The sequence below is a fragment of the Pseudomonadota bacterium genome (assembly GCA_039033415.1).
Lineage (GTDB): Bacteria > Pseudomonadota > Gammaproteobacteria > Xanthomonadales > SZUA-38 > JANQOZ01.
The window spans coordinates 122,966-144,655 of the sequence record JBCCCR010000007.1 but is presented as its reverse complement, the minus strand read 5'-3'; the positions used below and the strand labels follow the sequence as shown (position 1 = coordinate 144,655).

Annotated in this window: 21 protein-coding genes; 5 read left to right on the top strand and 16 right to left on the bottom strand. The window is 61.5% G+C overall.

The annotated features are described in order from the left end of the window. A complete protein-coding gene (locus AAF358_07615) occupies window positions 1-495 on the top strand; it encodes an aromatic-ring-hydroxylating dioxygenase subunit beta (GenBank protein MEM7705402.1) in 495 nt (164 codons plus the stop codon). Between the two features lie 29 nt (window positions 496-524). Here AAF358_07615 and AAF358_07610 read toward each other — a convergent pair whose 3' ends face one another. Then, window positions 525-965 carry a thioesterase family protein gene (locus AAF358_07610; protein ID MEM7705401.1) on the bottom strand — a complete coding sequence of 147 codons (441 nt, stop codon included), beginning with the start codon at window positions 963-965 and terminating at the stop codon, window positions 525-527. A gap of 204 nt (window positions 966-1,169) precedes the next feature. On the opposite strand from AAF358_07610, the gene AAF358_07605 reads away from it, so the two are divergent. From AAF358_07605 to AAF358_07595, 3 genes are all read left to right on the top strand, one after another. Then, on the top strand, window positions 1,170-2,156 hold the full coding sequence (locus AAF358_07605; protein ID MEM7705400.1) for an FAD-dependent oxidoreductase: 987 nt from the start codon (window positions 1,170-1,172) through the stop codon (window positions 2,154-2,156). 101 nt (window positions 2,157-2,257) lie between these two features. Then, complete coding sequence (locus AAF358_07600) at window positions 2,258-4,408, top strand: indolepyruvate ferredoxin oxidoreductase subunit alpha (GenBank protein ID MEM7705399.1); 2,151 nt, start codon at window positions 2,258-2,260, stop codon at window positions 4,406-4,408. A gap of 5 nt (window positions 4,409-4,413) precedes the next feature. Then, on the top strand, window positions 4,414-5,952 hold the full coding sequence (locus AAF358_07595; GenBank protein MEM7705398.1) for an indolepyruvate oxidoreductase subunit beta family protein: 1,539 nt from the start codon (window positions 4,414-4,416) through the stop codon (window positions 5,950-5,952). A gap of 26 nt (window positions 5,953-5,978) precedes the next feature. Here AAF358_07595 and AAF358_07590 read toward each other — a convergent pair whose 3' ends face one another. The 9 genes from AAF358_07590 to AAF358_07550 all read right to left on the bottom strand — a co-directional run bounded on the left by AAF358_07590 (window position 5,979) and on the right by AAF358_07550 (window position 14,995). Beyond that, entirely contained in the window at window positions 5,979-7,433 is a 1,455-nt protein-coding gene (locus AAF358_07590) for an NADH:flavin oxidoreductase (GenBank protein ID MEM7705397.1), read from the bottom strand. 1 nt (window position 7,434) lies between these two features. Further along, a complete protein-coding gene (locus AAF358_07585; protein MEM7705396.1) occupies window positions 7,435-9,780 on the bottom strand; it encodes a bifunctional salicylyl-CoA 5-hydroxylase/oxidoreductase in 2,346 nt (781 codons plus the stop codon). After that, on the bottom strand, window positions 9,777-10,187 hold the full coding sequence (locus tag AAF358_07580) for a RidA family protein (protein ID MEM7705395.1): 411 nt from the start codon (window positions 10,185-10,187) through the stop codon (window positions 9,777-9,779). The genes AAF358_07585 and AAF358_07580 overlap by 4 nt, the downstream gene beginning before the upstream one ends. Then, complete coding sequence (locus tag AAF358_07575; protein ID MEM7705394.1) at window positions 10,187-11,371, bottom strand: acyl-CoA dehydrogenase family protein; 1,185 nt, start codon at window positions 11,369-11,371, stop codon at window positions 10,187-10,189. The genes AAF358_07580 and AAF358_07575 overlap by 1 nt, the downstream gene beginning before the upstream one ends. A 1-nt stretch (window position 11,372) precedes the next feature. Continuing rightward, window positions 11,373-12,188: an enoyl-CoA hydratase family protein gene (locus AAF358_07570; protein MEM7705393.1), complete on the bottom strand. Its 816-nt coding sequence runs from the start codon at window positions 12,186-12,188 to the stop codon at window positions 11,373-11,375. Further along, the gene (locus AAF358_07565; GenBank protein MEM7705392.1) at window positions 12,185-12,640 is read right to left on the bottom strand and encodes a MarR family transcriptional regulator; all 456 of its coding nucleotides are present in this window, start codon (window positions 12,638-12,640) and stop codon (window positions 12,185-12,187) included. The genes AAF358_07570 and AAF358_07565 overlap by 4 nt, the downstream gene beginning before the upstream one ends. Continuing rightward, the gene (locus AAF358_07560) at window positions 12,640-13,371 is read right to left on the bottom strand and encodes an SDR family oxidoreductase (protein MEM7705391.1); all 732 of its coding nucleotides are present in this window, start codon (window positions 13,369-13,371) and stop codon (window positions 12,640-12,642) included. The genes AAF358_07565 and AAF358_07560 overlap by 1 nt, the downstream gene beginning before the upstream one ends. Before the next feature lie 104 nt (window positions 13,372-13,475). After that, a complete protein-coding gene (locus AAF358_07555; GenBank protein MEM7705390.1) occupies window positions 13,476-14,645 on the bottom strand; it encodes a methionine aminotransferase in 1,170 nt (389 codons plus the stop codon). After that, window positions 14,642-14,995: an MmcQ/YjbR family DNA-binding protein gene (locus AAF358_07550; protein ID MEM7705389.1), complete on the bottom strand. Its 354-nt coding sequence runs from the start codon at window positions 14,993-14,995 to the stop codon at window positions 14,642-14,644. Before AAF358_07550 ends, AAF358_07555 begins: the two co-directional genes overlap by 4 nt. A gap of 190 nt (window positions 14,996-15,185) precedes the next feature. On the opposite strand from AAF358_07550, the gene AAF358_07545 reads away from it, so the two are divergent. Continuing rightward, on the top strand, window positions 15,186-15,749 hold the full coding sequence (locus tag AAF358_07545; GenBank protein MEM7705388.1) for a SprT-like domain-containing protein: 564 nt from the start codon (window positions 15,186-15,188) through the stop codon (window positions 15,747-15,749). Window positions 15,750-15,791: 42 nt separating this feature from the next. Here AAF358_07545 and AAF358_07540 read toward each other — a convergent pair whose 3' ends face one another. The 6 genes from AAF358_07540 to AAF358_07515 all read right to left on the bottom strand — a co-directional run bounded on the left by AAF358_07540 (window position 15,792) and on the right by AAF358_07515 (window position 21,637). Next, complete coding sequence (locus tag AAF358_07540; protein MEM7705387.1) at window positions 15,792-17,165, bottom strand: M24 family metallopeptidase; 1,374 nt, start codon at window positions 17,163-17,165, stop codon at window positions 15,792-15,794. A 111-nt stretch (window positions 17,166-17,276) separates the two neighbouring features. Further along, on the bottom strand, window positions 17,277-17,585 hold the full coding sequence (locus tag AAF358_07535) for a hypothetical protein (protein ID MEM7705386.1): 309 nt from the start codon (window positions 17,583-17,585) through the stop codon (window positions 17,277-17,279). 16 nt (window positions 17,586-17,601) lie between these two features. After that, on the bottom strand, window positions 17,602-17,910 hold the full coding sequence (locus tag AAF358_07530) for a hypothetical protein (protein ID MEM7705385.1): 309 nt from the start codon (window positions 17,908-17,910) through the stop codon (window positions 17,602-17,604). A 219-nt stretch (window positions 17,911-18,129) separates the two neighbouring features. After that, complete coding sequence (locus AAF358_07525) at window positions 18,130-19,728, bottom strand: response regulator (protein MEM7705384.1); 1,599 nt, start codon at window positions 19,726-19,728, stop codon at window positions 18,130-18,132. Window positions 19,729-19,806: 78 nt separating this feature from the next. After that, on the bottom strand, window positions 19,807-20,847 hold the full coding sequence (locus AAF358_07520; protein ID MEM7705383.1) for an NAD(P)/FAD-dependent oxidoreductase: 1,041 nt from the start codon (window positions 20,845-20,847) through the stop codon (window positions 19,807-19,809). Window positions 20,848-21,040: 193 nt separating this feature from the next. Continuing rightward, on the bottom strand, window positions 21,041-21,637 hold the full coding sequence (locus AAF358_07515) for a DUF998 domain-containing protein (GenBank protein ID MEM7705382.1): 597 nt from the start codon (window positions 21,635-21,637) through the stop codon (window positions 21,041-21,043). Window positions 21,638-21,690: the final 53 nt, after the last annotated feature.

Below are 21,690 nucleotides of genomic sequence, written 5' to 3'. Positions count from 1 at the left end.
ATGGCACTGCCCGATACGCTGCTGCTTCAGCATCAGGTTGAACAGTTCGTCTATGCCGAGGTGCGTCTCCTGGACGAGCGTTGCTGGGAGGCCTGGGAGGCGCTGTTTGCCGAAGAAGGCACCTACTGGGCGCCGGCGGCCCACGACCAGCCCAATCCCGAGGAGCACGTGTCGCTCATCTATGAGAACGCGCTGCTGCGCAAGGTTCGTCAACAGCGCTTCAAACACCCCAACGCGTTTTCGCTGCAGCCCTTTCCCCGGACGTCACACCTGGTCTCCAACGTGATGATCGACCAGGAGTCATCGGACACATCGCCGTTGGTGGTCAGCGCGCGCTTCATCATGCACGAATTCCGGCGCGGCCAGCCCAATAGCTATGCCGGGGCCTATCGCTATGAGCTGCTAGTAGACGATGGTGCGTTTCTGATTCAGCAGAAAAAGGCAACGCTGGTGAACTGCAACGGAACGCTGACCAGCAGCGCCATGTACTTTTGAACGCGCCGATCTGATCCTGCAGAATCGGGCTACGCGCCGCCGGTGGCCGTGCTGTCGCCGGTGACGGCCAGCATGGCGCGGATTTCATCCGGGATCGTCGCCGACTTCAGATTGCCGTCTTCCTGAATTCTCGCGTAGATCCGGGTTGCGACACCCTCGGTGATGAGCTGTCCCGAGTCGATGTTGACGGCTCGACACTGCCACTGGATGGTCGCCCGCCGCATTTCGGTGAGCTCGATCGTTGAGCGCACCCGGTCACCATAGGCCGCGGGTCCGATAAAACGGAAGTTGATTTCGCCCATCACAAAGGCGGTCCGGTCCTGATCGACCATCTTGTTCACCGGATAGCCGACCTGGGCGAACATCTCATGCTCGGTATCGTTGAACCAGGCGAGCATGCGAGGAAAATACACTAAGCCGAACGGGTCGGATTCGCCCCAGTTCACCACCAGATCGCGGGAATAGTTCATGGCCTGAGAAACGGTCCTGTTGGGATTACCGAAGGGAATCCGGCGTTATACGCGCAGTGGCGGTCCGGTTCAAATGCCTTCCTGCGGATTTTGTCGATGGGGGTCTGGCTATCGTCCCGACCAGCGGCGGCGCTGGTTCACACCGCGTTCTCTGACGTTGTCAGACAATAACAGGCTATTTCTCACGCCTAGTAACAGGAGAGAGTGATCGGACAGCGTGTCATCATTATCGGAGCCGGCATCGCCGGGTTGCGGTGTGCGACGGTGCTCAACGAAGCGGGGCTTGAGGTCACCCTCCTCGATAAAGCTCGAGGTCCGGGCGGGCGCTGCAGTACCCGGCGGCACGAGGGATTTCGCTTCGACCACGGTGCCCAGTATTTCACGCCGCGGTCGCCCGAGTTTCGTCGCCAGCTGGACGAGTGGCTGAAGCAGGGCGTTGCCGCACGCTGGGAAGGCCGACTGGTCACCATCGATGCGGCGGGCGGGCGGGTGCCGCTGAGCGATGGGCGGGAGCGTTTCGTCGGTGTTTCGGGCATGAACGGCATTCCCAAAGCGATGGCGGCAGGTCTGGACTGTCGCCTGGGAAATAGGGTGGTCTCGCTTCAGCGAACCCAACGCGTTTGGCGCATCAAAACGGACGGCGACGACGCCTACGAGGCCGAACTGCTGGTGATGACGCCACCACCCCCTCAAACCGCCGAACTGCTTACGGATGTCCAGCCGAACCTCGCGGCGGAGGTGAGTCAGGTGGTCATGCAGCCCGGCTGGGCACTTATGCTGGGATTTGCCAACAATCCCGTTGAGGGGTTTGACGGTGCGATGGTCGCTGACCGGTCGATTGCCTGGATGGCCAGCAGCCGTGGGAAGGCGGGGCGGGAAGGTTGCCACACCTGGATGGTCCACGCGAGCGCTCCGTACAGCGAGCAGCACCTCGAAGCACCTGCCGACGCCGTGGGCGCTGAACTTTTTGCGGAGTTCTGTCGACTGACGAATCAACGAGCGGCGCCGGTGGAGACGGTGGTGCACCGCTGGCGCTACGCTATGGCGGCAGAGCCGCTGGGTCTAGATATGCTTGCGGAGCGTGCCAGTGGGCTGTGGATTGCTGGAGATTGGTGCGTTGATTCGCGGATTGAAGGGGCGTGGCGGTCTGGTCAGGCGGCCGCCGAGGATCTGCTGGCCACGGTGCGGTAATGGCGTCGACTTCCTCAAATTACTTCACAAAATTAATTGAAATGTAAACAAAAATCACGTAGCTTCTGAGGCTCCTCGGGCTCTTCGGTTTTGAGCGAACAATGGCAGAGCGCTCCTTCAGCAACGAAGTAAAAAAGCTGCGTGCGGGCGGCGGTGAGATCTTCCACGGTGAGGGGATCCTCGCGGTGACTAAAGCGTTGCTCCAATCCGGCGTCAGCTACGTTGGAGGCTATCAGGGGGCCCCCATCTCTCACCTCATGGATGTCCTGGCTGACGCTCAGGACATCTTGGAAGAGCTGGGCATTCATTTCGAAGCCAGCGCCAGCGAGGCATCAGCTGCCGCCATGCTTGCGGCCTCGGTGAACTATCCCCTGCGGGGCGCGGTCACCTGGAAGTCTACGGTGGGTACCAACGTTGCCTCCGACGCGCTGGCAAGCGTGGCCTCGAGCGGCGTCAAAGGCGGATGCCTGGTCATCGTCGGCGAAGACTACGGTGAAGGGTCCTCCATCATGCAGGAGCGGACCCATCCGTTTGCGATGAAGTCCCAGATGTGGCTGCTCGATCCTCGGCCCAACCTCACCTCCATCACCGAGATGGTGGAGCGCGGTTTTGAGCTTTCGGAGGCATCCAACACACCGGTCATGCTGGAGCTGCGAATCCGCGCTTGTCACGTACACGGCTCGTTTGTGGCCAAAGACAACATCCAGCCGACGTTCAAGCTGCGCGACGCGATGGAAAACCCGGAGCGCGATTACAGCCGGGTCGTGCTGCCGCCGTCGAACTTCGTACATGAAGTCGAGAAGATCGAGCAGCGGTGGCCGGCGGCCATCGCGTACCTGAAACAGGCTCAGCTGAATGAAATGCTGGGTGGGAGTGGTGGCAAGGTCGGTTTCATCGTGCAGGGTGGTCTCTACAACACGTTGATCAGAGCTCTTGAGCTACTGGGGCTTTCCAACAGCTTCGGAGACACCCCGCTGCCGATCTATTGCCTCAACGTCACATATCCGATGATCGACGACGAGGTGATCGAATTCTGTCAGGACAAAGACGCGGTGCTGATGATCGAAGAGGGCCAGCCGGAATACATAGAGCAGGCCATCAACACGATCCTGAAAAATGCCGACGTGTCCTGTAAAGTCGTAGGGAAGGCGATTTTCCCTCGCGCTGGGGAGTATACTGGCAAGGTGCTGGAGGACGGCGTCAAGGCCTTCCTTCTGAAAAACGACCCTAACCGCCTTCCCGCAAAACACAGCAAGTCACCGTCATCGAAAAAGCTGACGATCCCGGTGAAAACGGTATCACCCACCGTCCCCGCGAGACCTTCAGGATTCTGCACCGGCTGTCCGGAGAGGCCCGTCTTCTCCGCCATGAAGCTGGTGCAGAAAGACATTGGTAAGTTTCACGTCAGCTGTGACATCGGGTGCCACCTTTTCTCCATTTTGCCACCCTTTGATATCGGCAATACCACCATGGGTTATGGCCTGGGCTGGGCTGGTTCCAGCGCGCTGCAGGCAGACAGCCGCCAGCGCACTGTCAGCGTCATGGGTGACGGCGGCTTCTGGCACAACGGGCTCACCAGCGGCGTCGGTAACGCGGTGTTCAACCGCAACGACAACGTGCTGGTGATCGTCGACAACGGCTATTCGGCGGCCACCGGCGGTCAGGACCTTTTGTCGTCCACCGCCACCAACGCCCGCCGAAACACCAACAACCCGATTGCCCGGGCAGTGAAAGGTCTTGGCGTGAAGTGGCTTAAGGAGGTCAACACCTACGACATCAGCCGAATGACGCGGGTGCTCACCGACGCGATGACCACCAAGGTCAAAGGGCCCAAGGTGATCGTCGCCCAGTCGGAGTGCATGCTCAATCGGCAGCGACGGGAAAAGCCCCTGCGCCGAAAGGCGATCCAGGCGGGGCAGCGCGTGGTGAGAAGTCGCTTCGGTGTCGATGAAGATACCTGCACCGGCGACCATGCCTGCATCCGCCTCTCGGGCTGCCCGTCGCTCACCCTCAAAGACAACCCTGATCCGCTGCGCGAAGACCCGGTGGCGCACGTGAACAACGACTGCGTGGGCTGCGGAGTGTGCGGCGGCAACGCGCACGCGGCGGTGCTGTGCCCCTCTTTCTACCGCGCGGATGTCGTCTACAACCCCAATCGCTGGGACCTTTGGTGGCAGCGGCAGCGTGCTCGGGTGATTGGCTATCTGCAACAGCGCCGCGACCGTCAACGTGCGCGCTGCGCTTTCGACTGAAGCTCATGGCAACCGATCAACACTTCAAGGTAGCGATCTCGGCCCTAGGTGGACAGGGCGGGGGCGTGCTGGCCGGCTGGATTGTGGAGCTGGGTCAACTCTGTGGCTACCTTGCGCAATCCACCTCCGTACCGGGTGTGGCGCAGCGTACCGGGGCAACCGTCTACTACATCGAGCTGTTTCCCCAGCAGCGGGCCGACGCGGCCGGCAAAGCGCCGGTGCTTGCGCTCATGCCGGTACCTGGAGACGTGGACATCGTCCTGGCGTCTGAGGTTATGGAGGCGGGACGCGCGCTGGAGCGCGGCATTGTGACCGACCGCACGACGCTGATCGCGTCGACCCACCGCGTTTACGCCATCGGTGAAAAGATACAGATGGGTGACGGCCGTCAGGATCCAACCGAGGTTCTGGACGCAGCCCGTACCGCAGCTAAACAGGTGTTGCTGGCCGACATGGACGCCTGCGCCACGGCGTCGGGCAGCATCATCAGTTCCGTGTTGTTTGGTGCTTTGGCCGGATCGGGCGCGTTGCCGTTTGAGCGGACGCAGTTTGAGCAAGTCATCCGCAACCTGGGTCGTGCCGTTGAGAGCAACCTGGCCGGCTTCTCGGCAGGCTTTGACGCGGTCAGTAACGGACGCGAGGCGTCATCGTCGGCTGAAGGCCTGCCGGCGACAGGCGAGGCGGCGGCCCCTTCGTTCAGCGCAGCCCAGGCGGCGCCGGCGGTTCGCCCGCTCGTGGAGCGGCTGCTGAAGGAGATCCCGGGTCCAGCCCAGGAGATGGCTTACGCCGGGCTGAAAAAAGTGGTGGATCACTCCGATCCTCGCTACGGACGTCAATATCTGGATCGGCTCATCCGCTTTGTCAGCCTGGACGGCAGCGACGGGTACGTCCTGGTGAACGCGGTAGCTCGCTATCTTGCGTTGGCGATGGCTTTCGACGACACCATTCGGGTAGCGGATCTGAAGACCCGCGCATCTCGTTTCGCCCGCTTTCGCAAGGATGTGGTCGCTGAGCCTGAGCAAATCGTCCAAGTGTATGAATATATGCATCCCCGGGTGGAGGAGTTCTGCGATCTGTTGCCGCCGGTGGTGGCTCGGGCGGTGCTTCGATCGACCTGGGCACGCCGGGCGCTGGGACTGGTGCTCGGTAAGGGACGCCGGATTCCCACGACCACGCTGCGTGGCTACCTCCCGCTGTACGTGCTGTCATCGCTCAAGTTCTGGCGGCGCTTCACCTTCAAGTACCAGCAGGAGAACCAGCGGATTGAAAGATGGCTCACGCGGATTGCCGAGACGGCGCAGGGTGATGAGGCGCTGGCTGCTGAGATCGCCGGGCTCCAGCGACTGATCAAGGGTTACGGTGACACGCACGCCCGGGGGCTAGGTAACTATCACCGGCTGCTCGATCTCCTTGATCAGGTAAAGGCTCAGCCCGATCCGGCGGTGGCGCTACGTACACTGAAGCTGGCGGCGCTCGAGGACGAAGAGGGGGTGTCGCTCAAGCGCGCCATCGACGCGCTGACACCAGTTCCCCAGGCGGCCTGAGGCGTTTCGAGTCACGGGAGGGCTTGTCAGTCTCGTTTCCAGGCGGGGGCAGTGGTGCGACGTTTGCCGTCTTGCGTGAGTCGGCTGCCGGGCGCTCCACGATCGATCCGGTCCCAAAGCTGGCAGGTCACCATCTTGTGTTTTGAGTCCAGCCCCTCGCAGTAGTTGGTGTACTCACACAGATTGACCTGATCCCCGCAGCCAGTTTTAACCTTCATAAACCAGTCGGGATCTGCCAGCGCCTGGCGCGCAAAGCCGATGATGTCGGCACTGCCTTCCTCAAGAATCTGTTCAGCCTGCTCAAAGCTGTGAATGCCGCCGGCCACCGCAACGGGCGTTTCGATCCCTCGGGCGCGCAGGTTTTGGGTGATCGTGCGCCCGGGCGTGACGTTGCGACCAAAGGGTCCCTGCGGGTCCGACAGATAGCCCGGCATACATTCGTAGCCAGACGGCCCGGTATACGGATAGATCGCCTGACCGATCCCCGGCTTTTTGGCGTCCTCAAACTTCCCGCCTCGCGACAGTGAAATAAAGTCCATCCCAGCTTCGGCGAACCGCTGGGCAAAGTAGGTGCTGTCATCGATCTTGGAGCCACCCTCGATGCAGTCTTCGGTCAGCATTCGGCAGCCGCAGACGGTCTCCGGCTTCAGCGCCTCTCGCACGGCGGTAAAAACCTCCAGCGGCAGCCGGACCCGGTTTTCTCGCGACCCGCCATAACCGTCGTCCCGGGTATTGAGCGCCGACAGGAACGAAGCCATCGTGTAAGCATGAGCATAGTGCAGCTCAACCCCGTCGAAGCCCGCTTCCTCCGCTCGGCGCGCGGCGTCAGCAAAGAGCCGCGGAAGAGATTTTGGCAGTTCAGCGATGTGGGGCTGCTCCGTATCGGTCACCCGCTCGCGAAAGCCGCGCGTCAGGCTTTCAAAGTCGCGCGCACTGAGTAGCGCCTCGAGCCGTTCGTCGTCTTGTTCACACAGATAGTCGCGAAGCGCGTCGTCCGTGCTCGCGACATCGGCCAGCGAAGACCGGAGCGCATCATCGATCCGCAAAAAATCACGGAGAAATCGCTCTTTCTTGGGCCGGCGTCGAATTGCCAGGAAGTCGATCAGCTGAATAAACAGTCGGGTTTCGCCGCCACTGGCTTCACGGACAACCTCCACGAGTCGCTTCAGCCCCGGCAGGAACCGGTTGTGTCCGATGCGCAGCAGCGGGCCCGAGGGGACATCCCTTATCCCTGTTGCCTCAACCACGATGGCGCCTGGGCGCCCTTCAGCGAAGCGGCGGTACCAATCGAGGACGTGCTCGGTCACCTCACCCTCTTCGGTAGCGCGCCAGGGCACCATCGCAGGGATCCAGGTTCGCTGCGCGAGGTTTAGCCGGTCACGCTGAAACGGACTGAACAGCCGCGAGTCAGCTGCCTCTGCGTGGCTTGGCCAGCGTCCCCCCTCAGCCTTGTACTTGATCCGCTCCGCGGGTTTCCACATGTCAGGTTGCCGCCTGCTGGTAGTGACGTCGATTGGGCCGGGCTTTGCTCGCCAGGTCCAGTGCCTTGGCGTTTTCTTTGGCGGCTGACGAAAAGAGCTGGTAACAGCCTGAGTCGTACTGCAACGGCCACGAAAGCCCCCTGACGCCATAATGCCCCGCGGCCATCCGAGTGAAGTAGGGATTGTTCAGGTGAGGTCGGGCAAGGGCACAGAGGTCCGCCCGTTCGTCGGCGATGATGGTATTGATCTGCGCGCCCGTCGTGATATCGCCCACGGCAATCGTTGGAATCTCGACGTGGTGTTTGACGTGCTCGGCAAACGGCGTTTGCCACATGCGGCCCCAGATCGGCTTCTGCCAGCAAACGGTTTCTCCGGAGGAGACGTGCAGGATGTCGGCACCCGCTGCTTTGAACGCTCTGCCATACTCAACCACGGCATCCAGCGTGACGCCACCGGGCGCCCAGTCGCTGGCGGAGAGGCGAACCGACATCGGCTTATGGCTTGGCCAGACCTCCCGCACGGCGCGAAACACCTCGAGCGGAAAGCGCATGGCATTCTCTGTCGAGCCGCCGTACTCGTCGCTGCGCGCATTGGTCAGCGGCGAAAGAAAGCTGGCCAGCAGATAGCCGTGTGCACAGTGGAGTTCCAGCATGTCGAAGCCGGCTGACTCTGCCAGTTGAGCTGATGCCGTAAATTCGTCGCGTATCCGATCCATGTCCTGGCGAGTCATTTCCTTCGGTACCTGGGATGTCCCCTCGATATATGGGATCGCTGAGGCAGAGATAAGCGGCCAGTTTTTGTCGGGTTTCGGCATATCCATGCCGTCCTCGGGGGTGAGGGTTGAACCCTTGCGTCCGGCGTGGCCGAGCTGCATGCAGATGCGCCCCTCGCTTCTTTGGTGAACAAAATCGACAATGTCCCGCCACTGATCGGCCTGCGCTTCATTCCAGATGCCGGTGCAGGCGTCGGTGATGCGAGCTTCCGGGGCGGTGCAGGTCATTTCCGTGAACACCAGCCCGGCGCCGCCAAGTGCGCGGGTGGTGTAGTGGCTGAAGTGCCACTCCCCCGGCATGCCGTCGACCGCGCTGTATTGCGCCATCGGGGCCACCACCACCCGGTTATTGACCGTCATGTCCCGCAGCGAGAACGGTGTGAACATGGGCGTTGGGCGCTCCCCGTTGAGGGAACGGCCGGTGGATTTCTCATACCGCTCGTAGAAGTCCGTTTCTGCCTTTTCCAGAAATTCAGGATCGCGCAGCCCGAGGTTGTCCCAGTCCACCGACTTCGACCGGGACATGCAGGAGAAGGCGAACGCCGTGTCGGTTTTGTGCCAGTGCAAAGGCATGTTCTCGAACCATCGTAGTGATACCTGGGCGTTGTGCTGGGTGATTTCCACCGGCGTACGGCGAACTTTCTCGTACTCGGCGAAGGCCGCCTGTGCGTTGCCCTCGTGATTGACCACGGCCTCCGACAGCGCGATCGCGCACTCCATCGCCAGCTTGGTGCCCGATCCGATCGACCAGTGCGCGGTCGCCTTGCAGTCGCCGAGGAGCACTATGTTTTTGTGCGACCAGTTCTCGCAGGCGATGGTGGGAAAGTTCCGCCAGACCGAACGGTTGGTAATAAACCTGTGACCCTTGAGCTCTTCGGCAAAGATATCGCTCAGCCGGTCGGCACTCTGCACGTCGTCCAGTTCGCCAAACCCGCTGGCTTCCCAGCACTCCGGCGTGGTCTCCATCACCCAGGTAGAGCGGCCTTTTTCATACTGGTAGGTGTGGGCGCAGATCAGGCCTTGAGGCGTCTCGCGGAAGAAAAAGGTGAACGCATCCAGCGGCGTCTCCGCGCCGAGCCAGGTAAACTTGTTGCGGGTTTCCCCGACGTTGGCCCCGAAGGCCTCGCCAAAGCGCTGCCGGATCGGGCTGTTGACGCCGCCGGCGTCCACGATGATGTCGGAGTCGGGAAACTGGTTTTCCAGCTGGCCTGCCTCGATCCGCGTTTCGAACGTCAGCTTGACCCCAACGTCTCGACAGCGCTGCTGCAGCAGCAAAAGCAGTGTCATCCGGCTGCAGCCGGCAAAGCCGTTTCCGCCGATCACCATGCGTTTGCCATTGCGCTCGACCACCATGTCGGTCCAGTAGGCAAAGCTGTCGCGAATCAGATCATACGATTCCGGGTCAGCGCTTAAAAACTCGTCCAGCGTTTCGTCGGAAAACACGACGCCAAAACCAAACGTGTCGTCGAAACGATTTTGCTCAACAACCTCGATATCGAAGTGCGGACAACGCTTTTTGGTCAGCAGCGCAAAGTACATGCCGCCGGGGCCGCCACCAATTACCGTGATTTTCATGGTGCTGTTTCCTCTTCCGGGATCACCGCCGTGACCTCAATCTCGATTTTTGCCTCGTCTTCCACGAGGGCAACTACCTGCACACACGCCATGCAGGGGAATACCTTGCCCAGGACCCGACGCCAAACGGCACCGACCTCTGGCAAATGCTCTACGTAAGCCGCCTTGTCAGTGATGTACCAGGTCATCCGCACGATGTGTTCCGGCCGGGCGCCCGCCTCGTCCAGAATCGCTACGGTATTGAGCAACGCCTGCTCCAGCTGTCCGGCGAGATCTTTGGCGACAAATACCTCGTCGGCATTCCAGCCGACGATGCCGGCGGTGAATACAAAAGTCCCGCGGGCGGCAATGCCGTTGGCGTAGCCTTTGGGCCGCGGCCAGTCCGGCGGCTGTAGGGTCTGGTGCATCAGCAGCTTCCTCCCTGAAAATCGCTCAGGTGCTGCCTGGCGATCACAATTTTCTGAACTTCTGAAGCGCCTTCGTAGATGCGCAGCGCCCGAACCTCTCGATACAGTTCTTCGACCTTGCTGCCACGCTTGACGCCGAGCCCGCCAAAAAGCTGGACGGCGCGGTCGATCACGCGCTGGGCCTGATCGGTTGCATAAAGCTTGGCCATGGCGGCTTCGCGAGTTACCCGGCGTCCGGTCACATCCCGGGTCCACGCGGAGCGATAGATCAGAAGGGCCGATGCGTCCACCTCAAGCGCCATTTCGGCCAGCTGCTGCTGGGCGATCGGCTGGTCGGAAAGCGTCGCGCCAAACATATTGCGGCTCAGTGCCCGCTCCGTTGCCTCGTCCAGCGCCCGCCGGGCAAAACCGAGCGCCGCGGCCCCGACGGTCGTTCGAAAGATGTCCAGGGTGCCGAGCGCCACCCGCATGCCGGATTCCGGCTCGCCGATCACGTCCTCGGGGTTTACGGCCACGCCGTCAAAACGGATGGTCGCCAGCGGATGGGGCGCAATAACGTCGATTCGTTCCGCGATGGAAAAGCCCGGGCTGTCCGCCCCGACCACGGCCGCGGTCATCTTCCGGCCATCGCGTCCCTCGCGGGCGACTACGGTATAAAAATCGGCAATGCCGCCGTTGGAGATCCAGGTTTTCTCACCCTGCAGACTTCGCGACTCGCCGGTGGCGGTAAAGTGCGTTTGCATGGCCGCGACGTCAGAACCGGCGTCTTTTTCCGATAGCGCAAAGGCGGCGATGCGTTCCCCACTGGCCACCGCAGGCAGATAGCGTTCCTTGAGCGCTTCGCTGCCGAAGGTGCTGATGGCGCCAGAACCCAGCCCCTGCATCGCAAAGGCAAAATCCGCCAGCCCTGAATAGCGGGCAAGGATTTCCCGAATCAGACACAGCGACCGAACGTCGAGGCTCTTATGGATGCCGCCATAAGCTGCGGGCACCGCGTAACGCAGCCAGCCGGCTTCACCCAGCAAGCGCACGAGCTGGCGACAGGTCTCATCGACCTGATCGTGGGACTCGTGGGACTCGGTCAGCGGCGGTATCTCGGCCGCCGCCCACTCGTCGAGCTCTCGCGCAAGACTTCGATGGTGGTCCTCCAGGAATGGCCATCGCAGGTACTTCTGATCACTCACGTCAGTTTCCCTCAAACTGGGGTCGGCGCTTTTCCAGAAATGCCTGGTAAGCCCGCTCAAAGTCTTTGGTCTGCATGCAGATCGCCTGCGCCTGCGCTTCGGCTTCGATCGCCGTATCGAGGCTCATGTCCCACTCCATGTTGAGTTGATTCTTGGTAATGCCGTTCGCAAAGGCCGGGCCGGCGGCAATTTTTTTGGCCAGCGCCGTGGCCTCAGCAGCAAGATCTTCAGCGGGCACCACCCGATTGAAATAGCCCCAGCGCTCGCCTTCCTCGGCGCTCATCGACCGGCCGGTAAACAGCAGTTCGCTGGCTCGCCCCTGACCGATCAGGCGGGGCAGGATGGCGCAGGCACCCATATCGCAGCCTGCGAGTCCAACCCGGTTAAACAGGAAGGCCGTCTTTGACGCCGGTTCGGTCAGGCGGAAGTCTGAGGCCATCGGGATGATGGCGCCGGCACCGGCGCTGACGCCCGCGACTGCAGCGATGATCGGCTGAGGGCAGGCTCGCATGGCCTTGACGAGATCTCCGGTCATGCGGGTGAACTCGAGCAGCTCGGGCATCGCCATCTGGGTCAACGGTCCGATGATGTCGTGTACGTTGCCGCCCGAACTGAAGTTGCCCTGGTTGCTGGCGAATACCACCGCACGGACCTCGCTTGCGTAGACAAGCTGGCGAAAGACGTCACGCAGCTCTGCGTACGAATCAAACGTTAGAGGGTTTTTCTGTTCCGGCGCGTTCAGCGCAACGGTGGCGATATGCTCATCGAACGCCCACAAAAAATGTTTTGCCTGGTACTGGCTGGCGGAAAATTTCATGCGGTTTCCTTCATCGTAAAGGCGGCTGACAGCTGGCCCATCAGCGACTGCAGGTGTGCGGTATCAGCATCCGACAGCTCGTCGAATATGTCTTCGATCCACTGCCGGTGCTCCATCGCCATGGCGTCAAAGAGGACCACACCAGCCTCTGACAGCCGGTATATGACAACCCTCGCGTCGAGCGCGTCCGCCGACTTGGTGACCAGCTGGTCCCGCAACAGCTTCCCCATCAGCTGGGTGATATTGCCTTCGCTGACCACCATCTGACGGCTGAGCTGACCCGCACGGATACCCTCGGGGCCGGCTCGTTGGAGCGCCGAGAGGGCATCAAATCGGGAGATCGACTGACCGAAGCTCGCCTTAAGGCGGGCGTCGATATCCTTTTTGATGCGGTTGGCCGTCCGCAGCAGGCTCAGCCAGGTCAGTAGCGCCTGTTTGCCGCGTCCGTCCATCAGCCCGCCAGCTCACCGCCGTCGATGACCACCGCCTGGCCGTTGGTGGCCGCCGCATCGTCGCTGACGAGGTATTTCACCGCCGCCGCGACCTCAGCGGGATCAACCGCACGCTTCATCGGGTTGTCTTTGAGTAGGGCAGCGAGCGCCTGCTCCTCGTTCATGCCGGTGGTGTTGACGATGTTTTCGACCGATCGCGTGAGCAGGGGCGTATCGCTGAACCCTGGGCATACAGCGTTGACCGTCACCCCGGTTCTGGCCAGCTCGATGGCGAGGGTTTTTACCAGGCCCATGACCCCGTGTTTCGACGCGGTGTAGGCGCCGGTGTATGGATAGGCCTTGAGCGACGATGTCGAGGCGATCACCACCATGCGGCCCCAGCCGCTGTCAATCATCGGGGGCAGCGCAGTGCGAGCGCACAGAAACGCGCCAGTGAGGTTGACGTCGAGCATGGCTTGCCAGGTGGCGAGGGGAGTCTTGAGTAGGGGGGCGGTCTTCGCGGCCCCGGCGTTGCTGATGAGGATGTCCACCGTGCCTAGCTCAGAGAACGCACGGTCGACGGACGCTTCGCTGGTGACGTCCATGACGATATAGGGCAAACCGGCTTCGGTCAGGGTTTCGGCGGATCGCCCGCTGATGGTGACCTGATGGTTATCGGACGCCAGCTGCTGAGCGATGGCCAGGCCGATGCCTGTGCCTCCTCCCGTCACCAACACCCGCTTCTGATTCATGGAGAAACTTTAGTATTAAAGTATTTTGGTGTCAATCAGGGGATGCCGGGACTGGGCACGCCGATGCGAAGAGGATTACGAGGTACTGCCCTCTACGGGCAGCGTCAGGCAGCGTCTGGCAGATACTGCTCGATGCGGTTGAGGCGCTGCGCCGCCTCGGCAAGCGTCGCGTCATCCTTGGCGAAACACAGCCGTAGCCCATGCTGACGCGATTCGGGCGCATAGAAGACCGAGATCGGTATGGTCGCGACGCCGGCGACACGGGTCAGGTGTTCCGCCAGCTCGACGTCGGGCATCTTCGAGAGGTGCCGGTAGTCCACCATCTGGAAGTAGGTACCGCCGCTCGGAATCAACCGAAGCGGGCCTTCTGCCAGGAGGTTCGCAAGCCGATCTCGCCGGGCCTGAAAAAACCCCGGGAGTTCGGTCAGGTGTTCGGGATGCTCCCGGAGAAACTGCGCCAGGCCAAGCTGGACCGGGTTGATCACGCTGAACTGGCAGAACTGGTGCACCTTCCGGAATTCTGCGGTCAGCGCCGGCGGCGCAACCAGGTAACCCACCTTCCAACCCGTAGCGTGAAAGGTCTTGCCAAAGGACGAGACGGCCAGTCCGCGCTCACGCAGCTCAGCGTGCGTCAGCAGACTCAGGTGGGTTTTGCCGTCGTAGACCATGTGTTCATAAACCTCATCACTGAGCACCAGGATGCGGCTGTCGCGCGTGAGCTCGGCGAGCTGGTCGAGGTCGTTCTGGGACAGCACGGTCCCGGTCGGATTGTGCGGAGAGTTAATGATGATCATGCGGGTCCGAGGGTTGATACTCTGCCGCACCTGATCCCAGTCGACCGCGAAGTGGGGCGCTGCCAGCGGGACGTGGCGAACCACGCCGCCGGCCAGCGTCACGGCGGGCTCGTAGCTGTCATAGGCTGGGTCAAAAACGATCACCTCATCATCGCGGCCCACCAGGGCATTAATGGCGCAAAAAAGGGCCTCGGTTGCGCCCGGCGTGACGGTGATTTCGTTCTGCGGATCGAGCGCCTGCCCGAAGCGCTGGTGCAGATTTTCCGCGATGGCTTCCAGGAGCGCCGCCGCTCCCGGCATGGGTGCATATTGATTTGCAGGCCCAGAAAAATGTTCGCGCACCGCCTGGACAAGTGCTGCAGGCGGGTTGAAGTCCGGCACGCCCTGCGACAGGTTTAGCGCCTGACATTCATTGGCCATGCGCGCCATGGTTGTAAAGATGGTCGTGCCGGTGTTCGGAAGCTTGCTGGGAACCTTCATGTGTTCATAATCTCGCTTTGTTTCTTACCGCTGAGTCCGCTGAGCACAAGGGCGTGCGACCCTCGGAGCAGCGCTCGCAGTTCCTGATTGCTTAGCACGCACTCGCCGGGGACGACCTGAACCCAGTGAAAACGAGCCAGGTACGGAGCGGGCCTGATGCCAGGCTGGTCGGTAAGCTCCAGAAACCGGTGCGTCTCCACCTTAAACGAGTACGGCTGGCTTTTATTCAGGCCCGTGCAGGCAAACATCTTGCCGCCGACCTTGAATACACGGTCGTTTTCCCACTGCACCTGATCCGTGCTGCCGGGCAGCGCACGGCAGACTTTCCACACGTCCGCGTTGGTTAACACGACCGTCCCGATCGCTGGCCGTGCGGCCGTGGCAGGCGGCTGGTTGAGCGCAGACGTGAAGGCTTGCGAAATGGCACCGTGCGCGCGATATTCATCGGGTCATGGTAATGCGCTTTCACCCAAAAATCCCTTGTCATTCGATCAGCTCCGGTGTGCCGACAAAATGGGCCAACGTGGCTGAAGCGGCGGCATGACCGAGTCTGAGGTTCTGGCCTTGGTCGAAAGGTGCATGGCGCGAGCCAGACACCTGTTCGGCGAGGCGGTTGGAGTCGCGCCCGAGGTGCGGATGGACCTGCGCGGCCAGAGCGCTGGGCAGGCGAGTGGCGGCGCGTTGATCCGCCTCAATCGTGGCCTGCTCGACGACAATCCGCAACACTGGCCCGCCACCGTGATTCACGAGCTGGCTCATATCATCACCTGGCGGCTACACCCTCGAAGCCGGGCACACGGTTGGCAGTGGCGTCGAATAAACCGGGCACTCGGCGGCGTGGACCAGGTCTGCCACCAAATGGATACGCATGCACACCGGGTCAGAACGCTCGATTATTATGCCTATCGGACCGCGGGCGGAGGTTGCGTCTGGCTGTCGAGTATTCGCCATCGCCGGGCGCAGAAAAACCTGCGCCGGCTCGGTACCACCGGCTACCAGACGGCCGGCGGCGAGCCGATTCTCTATTGGATCGGCGAAAGTCGGCGAGGGGCTCCTGCAGCGCCGCTGCCGCACCATGGTCCCGCCGATCCGCACGGGCCGTGATGCCCGGCAGCACCAAAGCGGGTGGCTGAAGAGCCGCCGGCGTCAGTGCACCACGTGCCATTGGGTCTGTCGCCCGGCCAGGTATCGGACCGTATTTCCGGTAAATACCGCATCCTGCTCCAGCTTGATCTGGATCGGCTCGCCGTCCCACTCCGGCAGCAGCGTCTTGATGTTTCCCTCGATGGCATAAACCGTATTGGGAAATAGCGGCCAATCGCCTCGTACAGGCGTAGGACCCTGGTTGTCCCACATGCCGATGGTCGGCCCGGGCGCGTGACCAAAGTGGCCTAGCGGATGGGTATAGATGCTGCCATCGATGTCCGCTTCTTGCTGGGCCTCACGGGCCGCCGCGAGAATCTCATTGCCGGTTCGTCCGGTGACATAGCTCCCGGTCAAGATATCCTGCCACCGGTTGCCCTCGGCCAGTGCGGTTACCAGTCCCTCCGGCACCGCATCCTCGCCGGCTCTTAACACGTAGCCCATCTCCTGCGTGTCGGTACACAGGCGCAGATAGCAGATACCGACGTCCGTATGCAGCACGTCCCCACGCTCGATGGGCTGGTCGTTGAGCCCGAAGAAGGGCGCGTCGGGGTCGCTGTTGCTGCCCGGCCGCTGCACGTTGACGTACGGCTGAAACCAGGGTGCAAGTTCGAGCTCCTCAAAGCGATGGCGGATATACCAGGCGACGTCCGAGGGCATCGTGACCCCCGGGGTAATCACCCGGTCGGAAAAAGCCTCGCTGATGACCGCGCGAGCGATAGACACCACCTGAGGATAGATTTGTAGTTCCTTCTCGCTGCGGGTTTCGATCCAGCGAATCACGAGATCCTCAGCGCTCACGACCCGGCTTCGATAGCTTTCCGGCAGAGACGTCAGAAACCGATCGTGCAGCGACGCGCTCAATCCGTCAGCCACCGGCCAATCGGCGCTCCGGTTTACGGCAATTTTCTTCGGCTTACGTTTGCTGATGACCTCTGCCAGCCGTTCCCACTGCTGATCGAGGTCGCCACCTTCCCAGGCGGCTTCATAAAAATCCGGAATCGGATAGCGGCTGACCGTGAGACGCTCTACGCTCTTGCGAGGGCCGCGATCAAAAAACACCAGCACCGTTGTCCGACGCGCCGCAAAAACCGGCTCGGGTACCAGCGTCAGATAAACCGGATCCTCGTTGTACTCGCGGTTGATCACAACCCACATGTCGATGCCGGTTTCGCGCATCAGCTTCGGCAGCAGCTGATCGAGTCGATCGGTCAACAGGTTATTGATCACCGCGACACGTTCCCGGTGCGGCAAAATGGCCGGGACCTGGTTTACGACCCGACCCTGGGTCAGCGCCTCTTGGGCTGTAGCGAATTGGAGGGTACCGGGCAGGACCCAAGCAGCAAGGAGACAGACCAGGAGCGGCAGTGCTTTCATCGTAGACTCGCGCTAGCAAAAGTCCGCCATCTTAAGGCTCGGCGGCGCCGCAGAGAAGCGCCGGCCGCAATCAAGTGAGGCCGGCGCTTACGACGTTGCCGGAGAGCCGGCCTACACGATGAACTCAGCGACCACCCAAAGTGCCAGCAAAAACGCGGCCATCAGCTTGATGAACTGGTGACGATCCAGGTGCTCTTCTCGTTCGAGCTTGTCCAGTTCGGCGCCATAGTAGGCCGGCGCGAGGAACAGGTGACACCCGAGTAGAATGATGCCGGCTGCGCCCAGCACGTGTTCAACGCCTTCGTGCTCAGCGATCCAAAACAGCCACAGCGAAGCCGCTATCGCCAGCGTCAGGCCGATGGCTCTTGGATTGAACGGATAGTGGCGCTTTTCGTGCCAGCGGGGCGCAGAGTTGGACATGGTTGGCCGGATCTCCCTAGTGGATGTGTAAACCGAAGAAGTCCTGGATATTGTCCAGGGCGGTGCTGATGGTGCCGCCGATTGTCATCTGGGTGTCGTAGGACATCGCGTCGTAAATTTGCGTGCCAACAAATGCGCCCGTGGCGCCCGAAATGGTGAGGGGCGCACGCAGGACACGAAACGTCTGATAGGTGGCTGAGCTGACGCTCGCGCCGGCGTTCCGGAAATTCTGAAAAATCGCGCCAATCGGCGCATCCCAGATTGGGTTGTTAGGCGTCTCGCCGCCGGCAACCGCATCGAGCTGTTGTTCGTTCAATGTATACACGGTCAATCTCCTTCTTGAGTGAACAGGGAATCCTTCCCTATGCAACAACGCGCAAATCTCCGCCAGATCCGATCAGCGGACTCGGCGAAGACGGTCGCGGCGAGCGCCAGAAAGGCGTGCTAGATGCTTTTTGGGAGAACCCAACGGGCCTTACAGACGCCTTTGGCTAGGTGGGAGGGAATAGCAAGCCGGTGCGCCGGCCAGTCCGGATGCTGAGGGCTACTTGGTTGAGGAGATGCCGGCGAGGCATCGCCGAAGTTGTTTGATCCCGAAAGGCTTTTGGAGAAACTGCCGCACTTGCTGGCCCTTGAATCGTTCTCTGACCTGAGGCAGATCATGGCCGCTCATGACCACCGCCGGGAGGTCGGGCAGTTGTTCGTGGAGCAGCGTCAGCGTCTGTTCGCCGCTGATGGCCGGCATGCTCGTGTCGAGCAGTACCAGGTCGGGCTTCGGCGCCTCTGACGAGAGCATCGCCACCGCTTCGTGGCCGTCGCCTGCTTCCGCCACTTCATACCCCAGGTGGGTGATGGCGGCGACCAGGAAACGCCGTACGTCAGGCTCATCGTCGACGATGAGCACCCTCCCGGCCGGCGCCTGATCTGACTCTGGCTCTGGCACGGCCGGGTCTGTGTTGACGTTTTCAGGTATGGCGCTGCAGGGCAGCGTGAGGGTGCAGCGAGTTCCAGAGCCGATCGAGGAGTCGAGCTCAATGCTTCCCCCGTGATCGCTGATCACCCGCTGAGCGATCGCCAGACCGAGGCCTCGGCGCGGCGTTTTGGTCGAGAAGAACGGGTCGAAGACGCGGGCCCGAGTCTTTGGGTCCATGCCGCAGCCGTGGTCGGTCACGCTGATCGTGGCCAGGTCGCCGACTCGGCCGAGCTGAAGTTCGACTAGGCCGGAGGGTTCGTCGTAACTCTCAGCCGCATTGATGATCAAGCCGAGGAGGACCTGCCGCAGCTGCGTGGCGTCTGCCCGAACCGCAATATCGGCGTCAGCGCCGCGAAGCTGCAGGCTGGCTGAGCGCGGCAGTCCGCTTTTGACCAGGTCGGTTGTGGTCTTCAGCAGCGGCCCTAGCATGATCGTTTCAAGCGAGGGGGTCCGCTCGCCGGCAAAAGTGAGCAGCTCGTGCGCCATCTCCGTGGCACGGCCCGCTGCCGACTGAATATTGCCGAGAAGCTGGGTCGCCTGTGGATTCTGACCGACGGTCTCTTGGAGCAGGCTCAGGTTGCCCAAAACGGCCATCAGGCAGTTATTGAAATCATGCGCGATGCCGCCGGTGAGTTGCGCCAGACTCTCCAGCTTTTGCGATCGCTGCGCTGCCCGCTGCTGGGTCTCCGACAGGCGCTGCTGGCGACGATGTTCCAGCTGGTCGACGACCAGCTGACCCAGCTCTTCCAGGGTGTGTCGCTCGATGTCGTCCAGCGAGCGAGACTCGGTGTGCATGATGCAAAGCGTGCCAACGGCGTGTCCGCTCTCGGTGATCAGCGGGACGCCCGCGTAGAACCGGACATGCGGATCCTGACTGACCATCGGATGATTTTGGGTCAGCGAGTCGACCGTTGCATCTTCGACGACGCTCAGCTTTCCCCGTTCTACCGTGGTGCTGCAGAGTCCTTTGGTCAGCGGGGCGCTGCCGGTCTCTACGCCGATGGCCGATTTAAAGAAATAGCGGTCTTCATCCAGCAGCGTGATGCAGGCGATGGGGACCCGGAACAGACGAGCGGCCATCTCGGTGATCCGATCGAAGGCCGCCTCGGCCGGTGTGTCGAGGATATCGAGTTCCCGTAGCGCCTGAACGCGCTGCGTGGTGTCCGTCATGCTGCCCTATAACTACTTCGACGCTGGGCCGCATTCTGGCGGTTGCCTCAGGGTGGGGCAACGCGGAGAAAGTCCGGGTTAACCGTCGGGATTTACCCCCAGCCGTTCGTGCATCACCGGGCTGGTGGTCGTGTACTGGAGATGCACCTTTTGGTCGGGATAAATCTGTTTTTTGATGGCAAAGGCGGCGAGCGCAGCTTCATGGAATCCGGACAAAATCAGCTTTTTCTTGCCGGGATAGGTATTCACGTCGCCGACCGCGTAGATACCCTCGACGGAGGTTTGGAACTTTTCCGTGTCGACCGGTAACGACTTGCCCTTGATCTCCAGTCCCCAGTTGGCGATGGGGCCAAGCTTTGGCGCCAGGCCAAAAAACGCCAGCGCGCGATCGACCGGAACCTGCGCCAGCTCGTCGCCATCGCGGTTGATGATCGTCGCTGACTTTAGCGCTGAGCCTTCTCCCTCCAGCCGCTGCACTCGAGCGTTTTCGTAAAGATCCATCTTGCCGGCGGCAACCAGCGCTTTCATCTTGTTGACCGACGCATCCACGGCCCGCCAGCCATCCCGGCGATGAACCAGCGTGATGCGCTCGACACGATCAGCCAGCTCCAGGACCCAATCGAGCGCCGAGTCGCCGCCGCCGAGAATCAGCAGTCGGCTGCCGTCGTACTGCTCCGGATTGCGCACGCGATAATGAAGGCTGACGTCTTCAAACGTATCTGCACCGGGTACGCGCAGCCGGCGCGGCTGGAATGAGCCGAGACCACCAGCGATAACCACCGCCTGACAGTCAAAGTGCTGATCTGCCGCGGTAACCACATGAAAGCCGCCCTCGTCACGTGGGGTGACCTCGGTGACCTCTTGGCCGAGATAAAACTGCGCACCGAAAGGCTCGATCTGCTTCATGAGTGAATCGATCAATTCTTGACCGGTGCACTCAGGGACCGCCGGGATGTCGTAGATGGGTTTGTCCGGGTAGAGCTCGACGCACTGACCGCCGGCTTCAGCAATGGAATCCACCACCACCGATTTGAGGTCGAGCAGCCCCAACTCGAAGACCTGAAACAGACCGCAGGGCCCGGCCCCGATGATGACAACATCCGTCGTTACTGTGGACACAAGTATTCCCGCTCAAACTAAACGCGTAGTGTAAACCCCGCCGTCGGCGGATGGTATGGATCGTGGCGGTTGACGCGCCACGGCAGGTTTTAAAGCCTCGTTTCCGGGACGCGGCTTAGGGTAGCCAGACTCAGGATTCAGGCTGTTCGAGGAAGAGTAAGAGGATTGTCCGCAGTTTCATCAAAAGGTTCGGTCAGGTCGCAGCCTTGGTCTGGCCACCACTGCGCAGCAACGCGATTGACGTCAACGCAAACCATCCGAAAACCACGGCAAATACCAGGCGATGCGTCACCGGCATAGGCCACAGCTCGAGGGCCTGTCCAACCATCGGAGCCACAACCAGCGTGGCTGCAAGATTGGCGCTGCGCCGAACCGATTTGGAGAGCGAGGTGAGAGAGGCCAGCCGAGCCAGGCCAAAGCACCAGCCCGCGAGCCCGAGACAAATCGCCACGACATGAGCCTTCGATACGGCTGCCTCGGCACTGCCCAGATCGATGGGTATGGCCGTCGCGGCGAAGCCAAGCCCAAAAAGCGCCAGAAGAAAGCCGATCAAACGATCACGAACGATGTTGCCATAGACCCAGCCGAATGCGGCGAGCATGAGTCCAACCAGGCCGAACCCCACCACGTTCCACCAGACGGCAAACGGCTGGCCCAGCGCCCCGAGCTTGCTCACATAGTCCTGGGTCGGATGGAAATTGGGGTTCAGAAAGGAGAACAACACCAGCGTGCTGGCAAATGCGCCGACGCCAGCCAGCCCGAGCAAAGCGGTGAGCTGGTTGCTGGGCATTGGAACTGGTCCTCCTGGGTGAGCCTTGGTCTGGCGACAAGCAACGGGACGCA

Bases quoted from the DNA above. Each gene is read 5' to 3' on its own strand.
- AAF358_07610 (MEM7705401.1), bottom strand. From the start codon at position 965: ATGAACTATTCCCGCGATCTGGTGGTGAACTGGGGCGAATCCGACCCG.
- AAF358_07540 (MEM7705387.1), bottom strand. From the start codon at position 17,165: ATGAAAGCACTGCCGCTCCTGGTCTGTCTCCTTGCTGCTTGGGTCCTG.
- AAF358_07515 (MEM7705382.1), bottom strand. From the start codon at position 21,637: ATGCCCAGCAACCAGCTCACCGCTTTGCTCGGGCTGGCTGGCGTCGGC.
- AAF358_07585 (MEM7705396.1), bottom strand. From the start codon at position 9,780: ATGAAAATCACGGTAATTGGTGGCGGCCCCGGCGGCATGTACTTTGCG.
- AAF358_07590 (MEM7705397.1), bottom strand. From the start codon at position 7,433: ATGTGGAAACCCGCGGAGCGGATCAAGTACAAGGCTGAGGGGGGACGC.
- AAF358_07545 (MEM7705388.1), top strand. From the start codon at position 15,186: ATGACCGAGTCTGAGGTTCTGGCCTTGGTCGAAAGGTGCATGGCGCGA.
- AAF358_07595 (MEM7705398.1), top strand. From the start codon at position 4,414: ATGGCAACCGATCAACACTTCAAGGTAGCGATCTCGGCCCTAGGTGGA.
- AAF358_07555 (MEM7705390.1), bottom strand. From the start codon at position 14,645: ATGAAGGTTCCCAGCAAGCTTCCGAACACCGGCACGACCATCTTTACA.
- AAF358_07525 (MEM7705384.1), bottom strand. From the start codon at position 19,728: ATGACGGACACCACGCAGCGCGTTCAGGCGCTACGGGAACTCGATATC.
- AAF358_07615 (MEM7705402.1), top strand. From the start codon at position 1: ATGGCACTGCCCGATACGCTGCTGCTTCAGCATCAGGTTGAACAGTTC.
- AAF358_07560 (MEM7705391.1), bottom strand. From the start codon at position 13,371: ATGAATCAGAAGCGGGTGTTGGTGACGGGAGGAGGCACAGGCATCGGC.
- AAF358_07600 (MEM7705399.1), top strand. From the start codon at position 2,258: ATGGCAGAGCGCTCCTTCAGCAACGAAGTAAAAAAGCTGCGTGCGGGC.
- AAF358_07535 (MEM7705386.1), bottom strand. From the start codon at position 17,585: ATGTCCAACTCTGCGCCCCGCTGGCACGAAAAGCGCCACTATCCGTTC.
- AAF358_07565 (MEM7705392.1), bottom strand. From the start codon at position 12,640: ATGGACGGACGCGGCAAACAGGCGCTACTGACCTGGCTGAGCCTGCTG.
- AAF358_07570 (MEM7705393.1), bottom strand. From the start codon at position 12,188: ATGAAATTTTCCGCCAGCCAGTACCAGGCAAAACATTTTTTGTGGGCG.
- AAF358_07580 (MEM7705395.1), bottom strand. From the start codon at position 10,187: ATGCACCAGACCCTACAGCCGCCGGACTGGCCGCGGCCCAAAGGCTAC.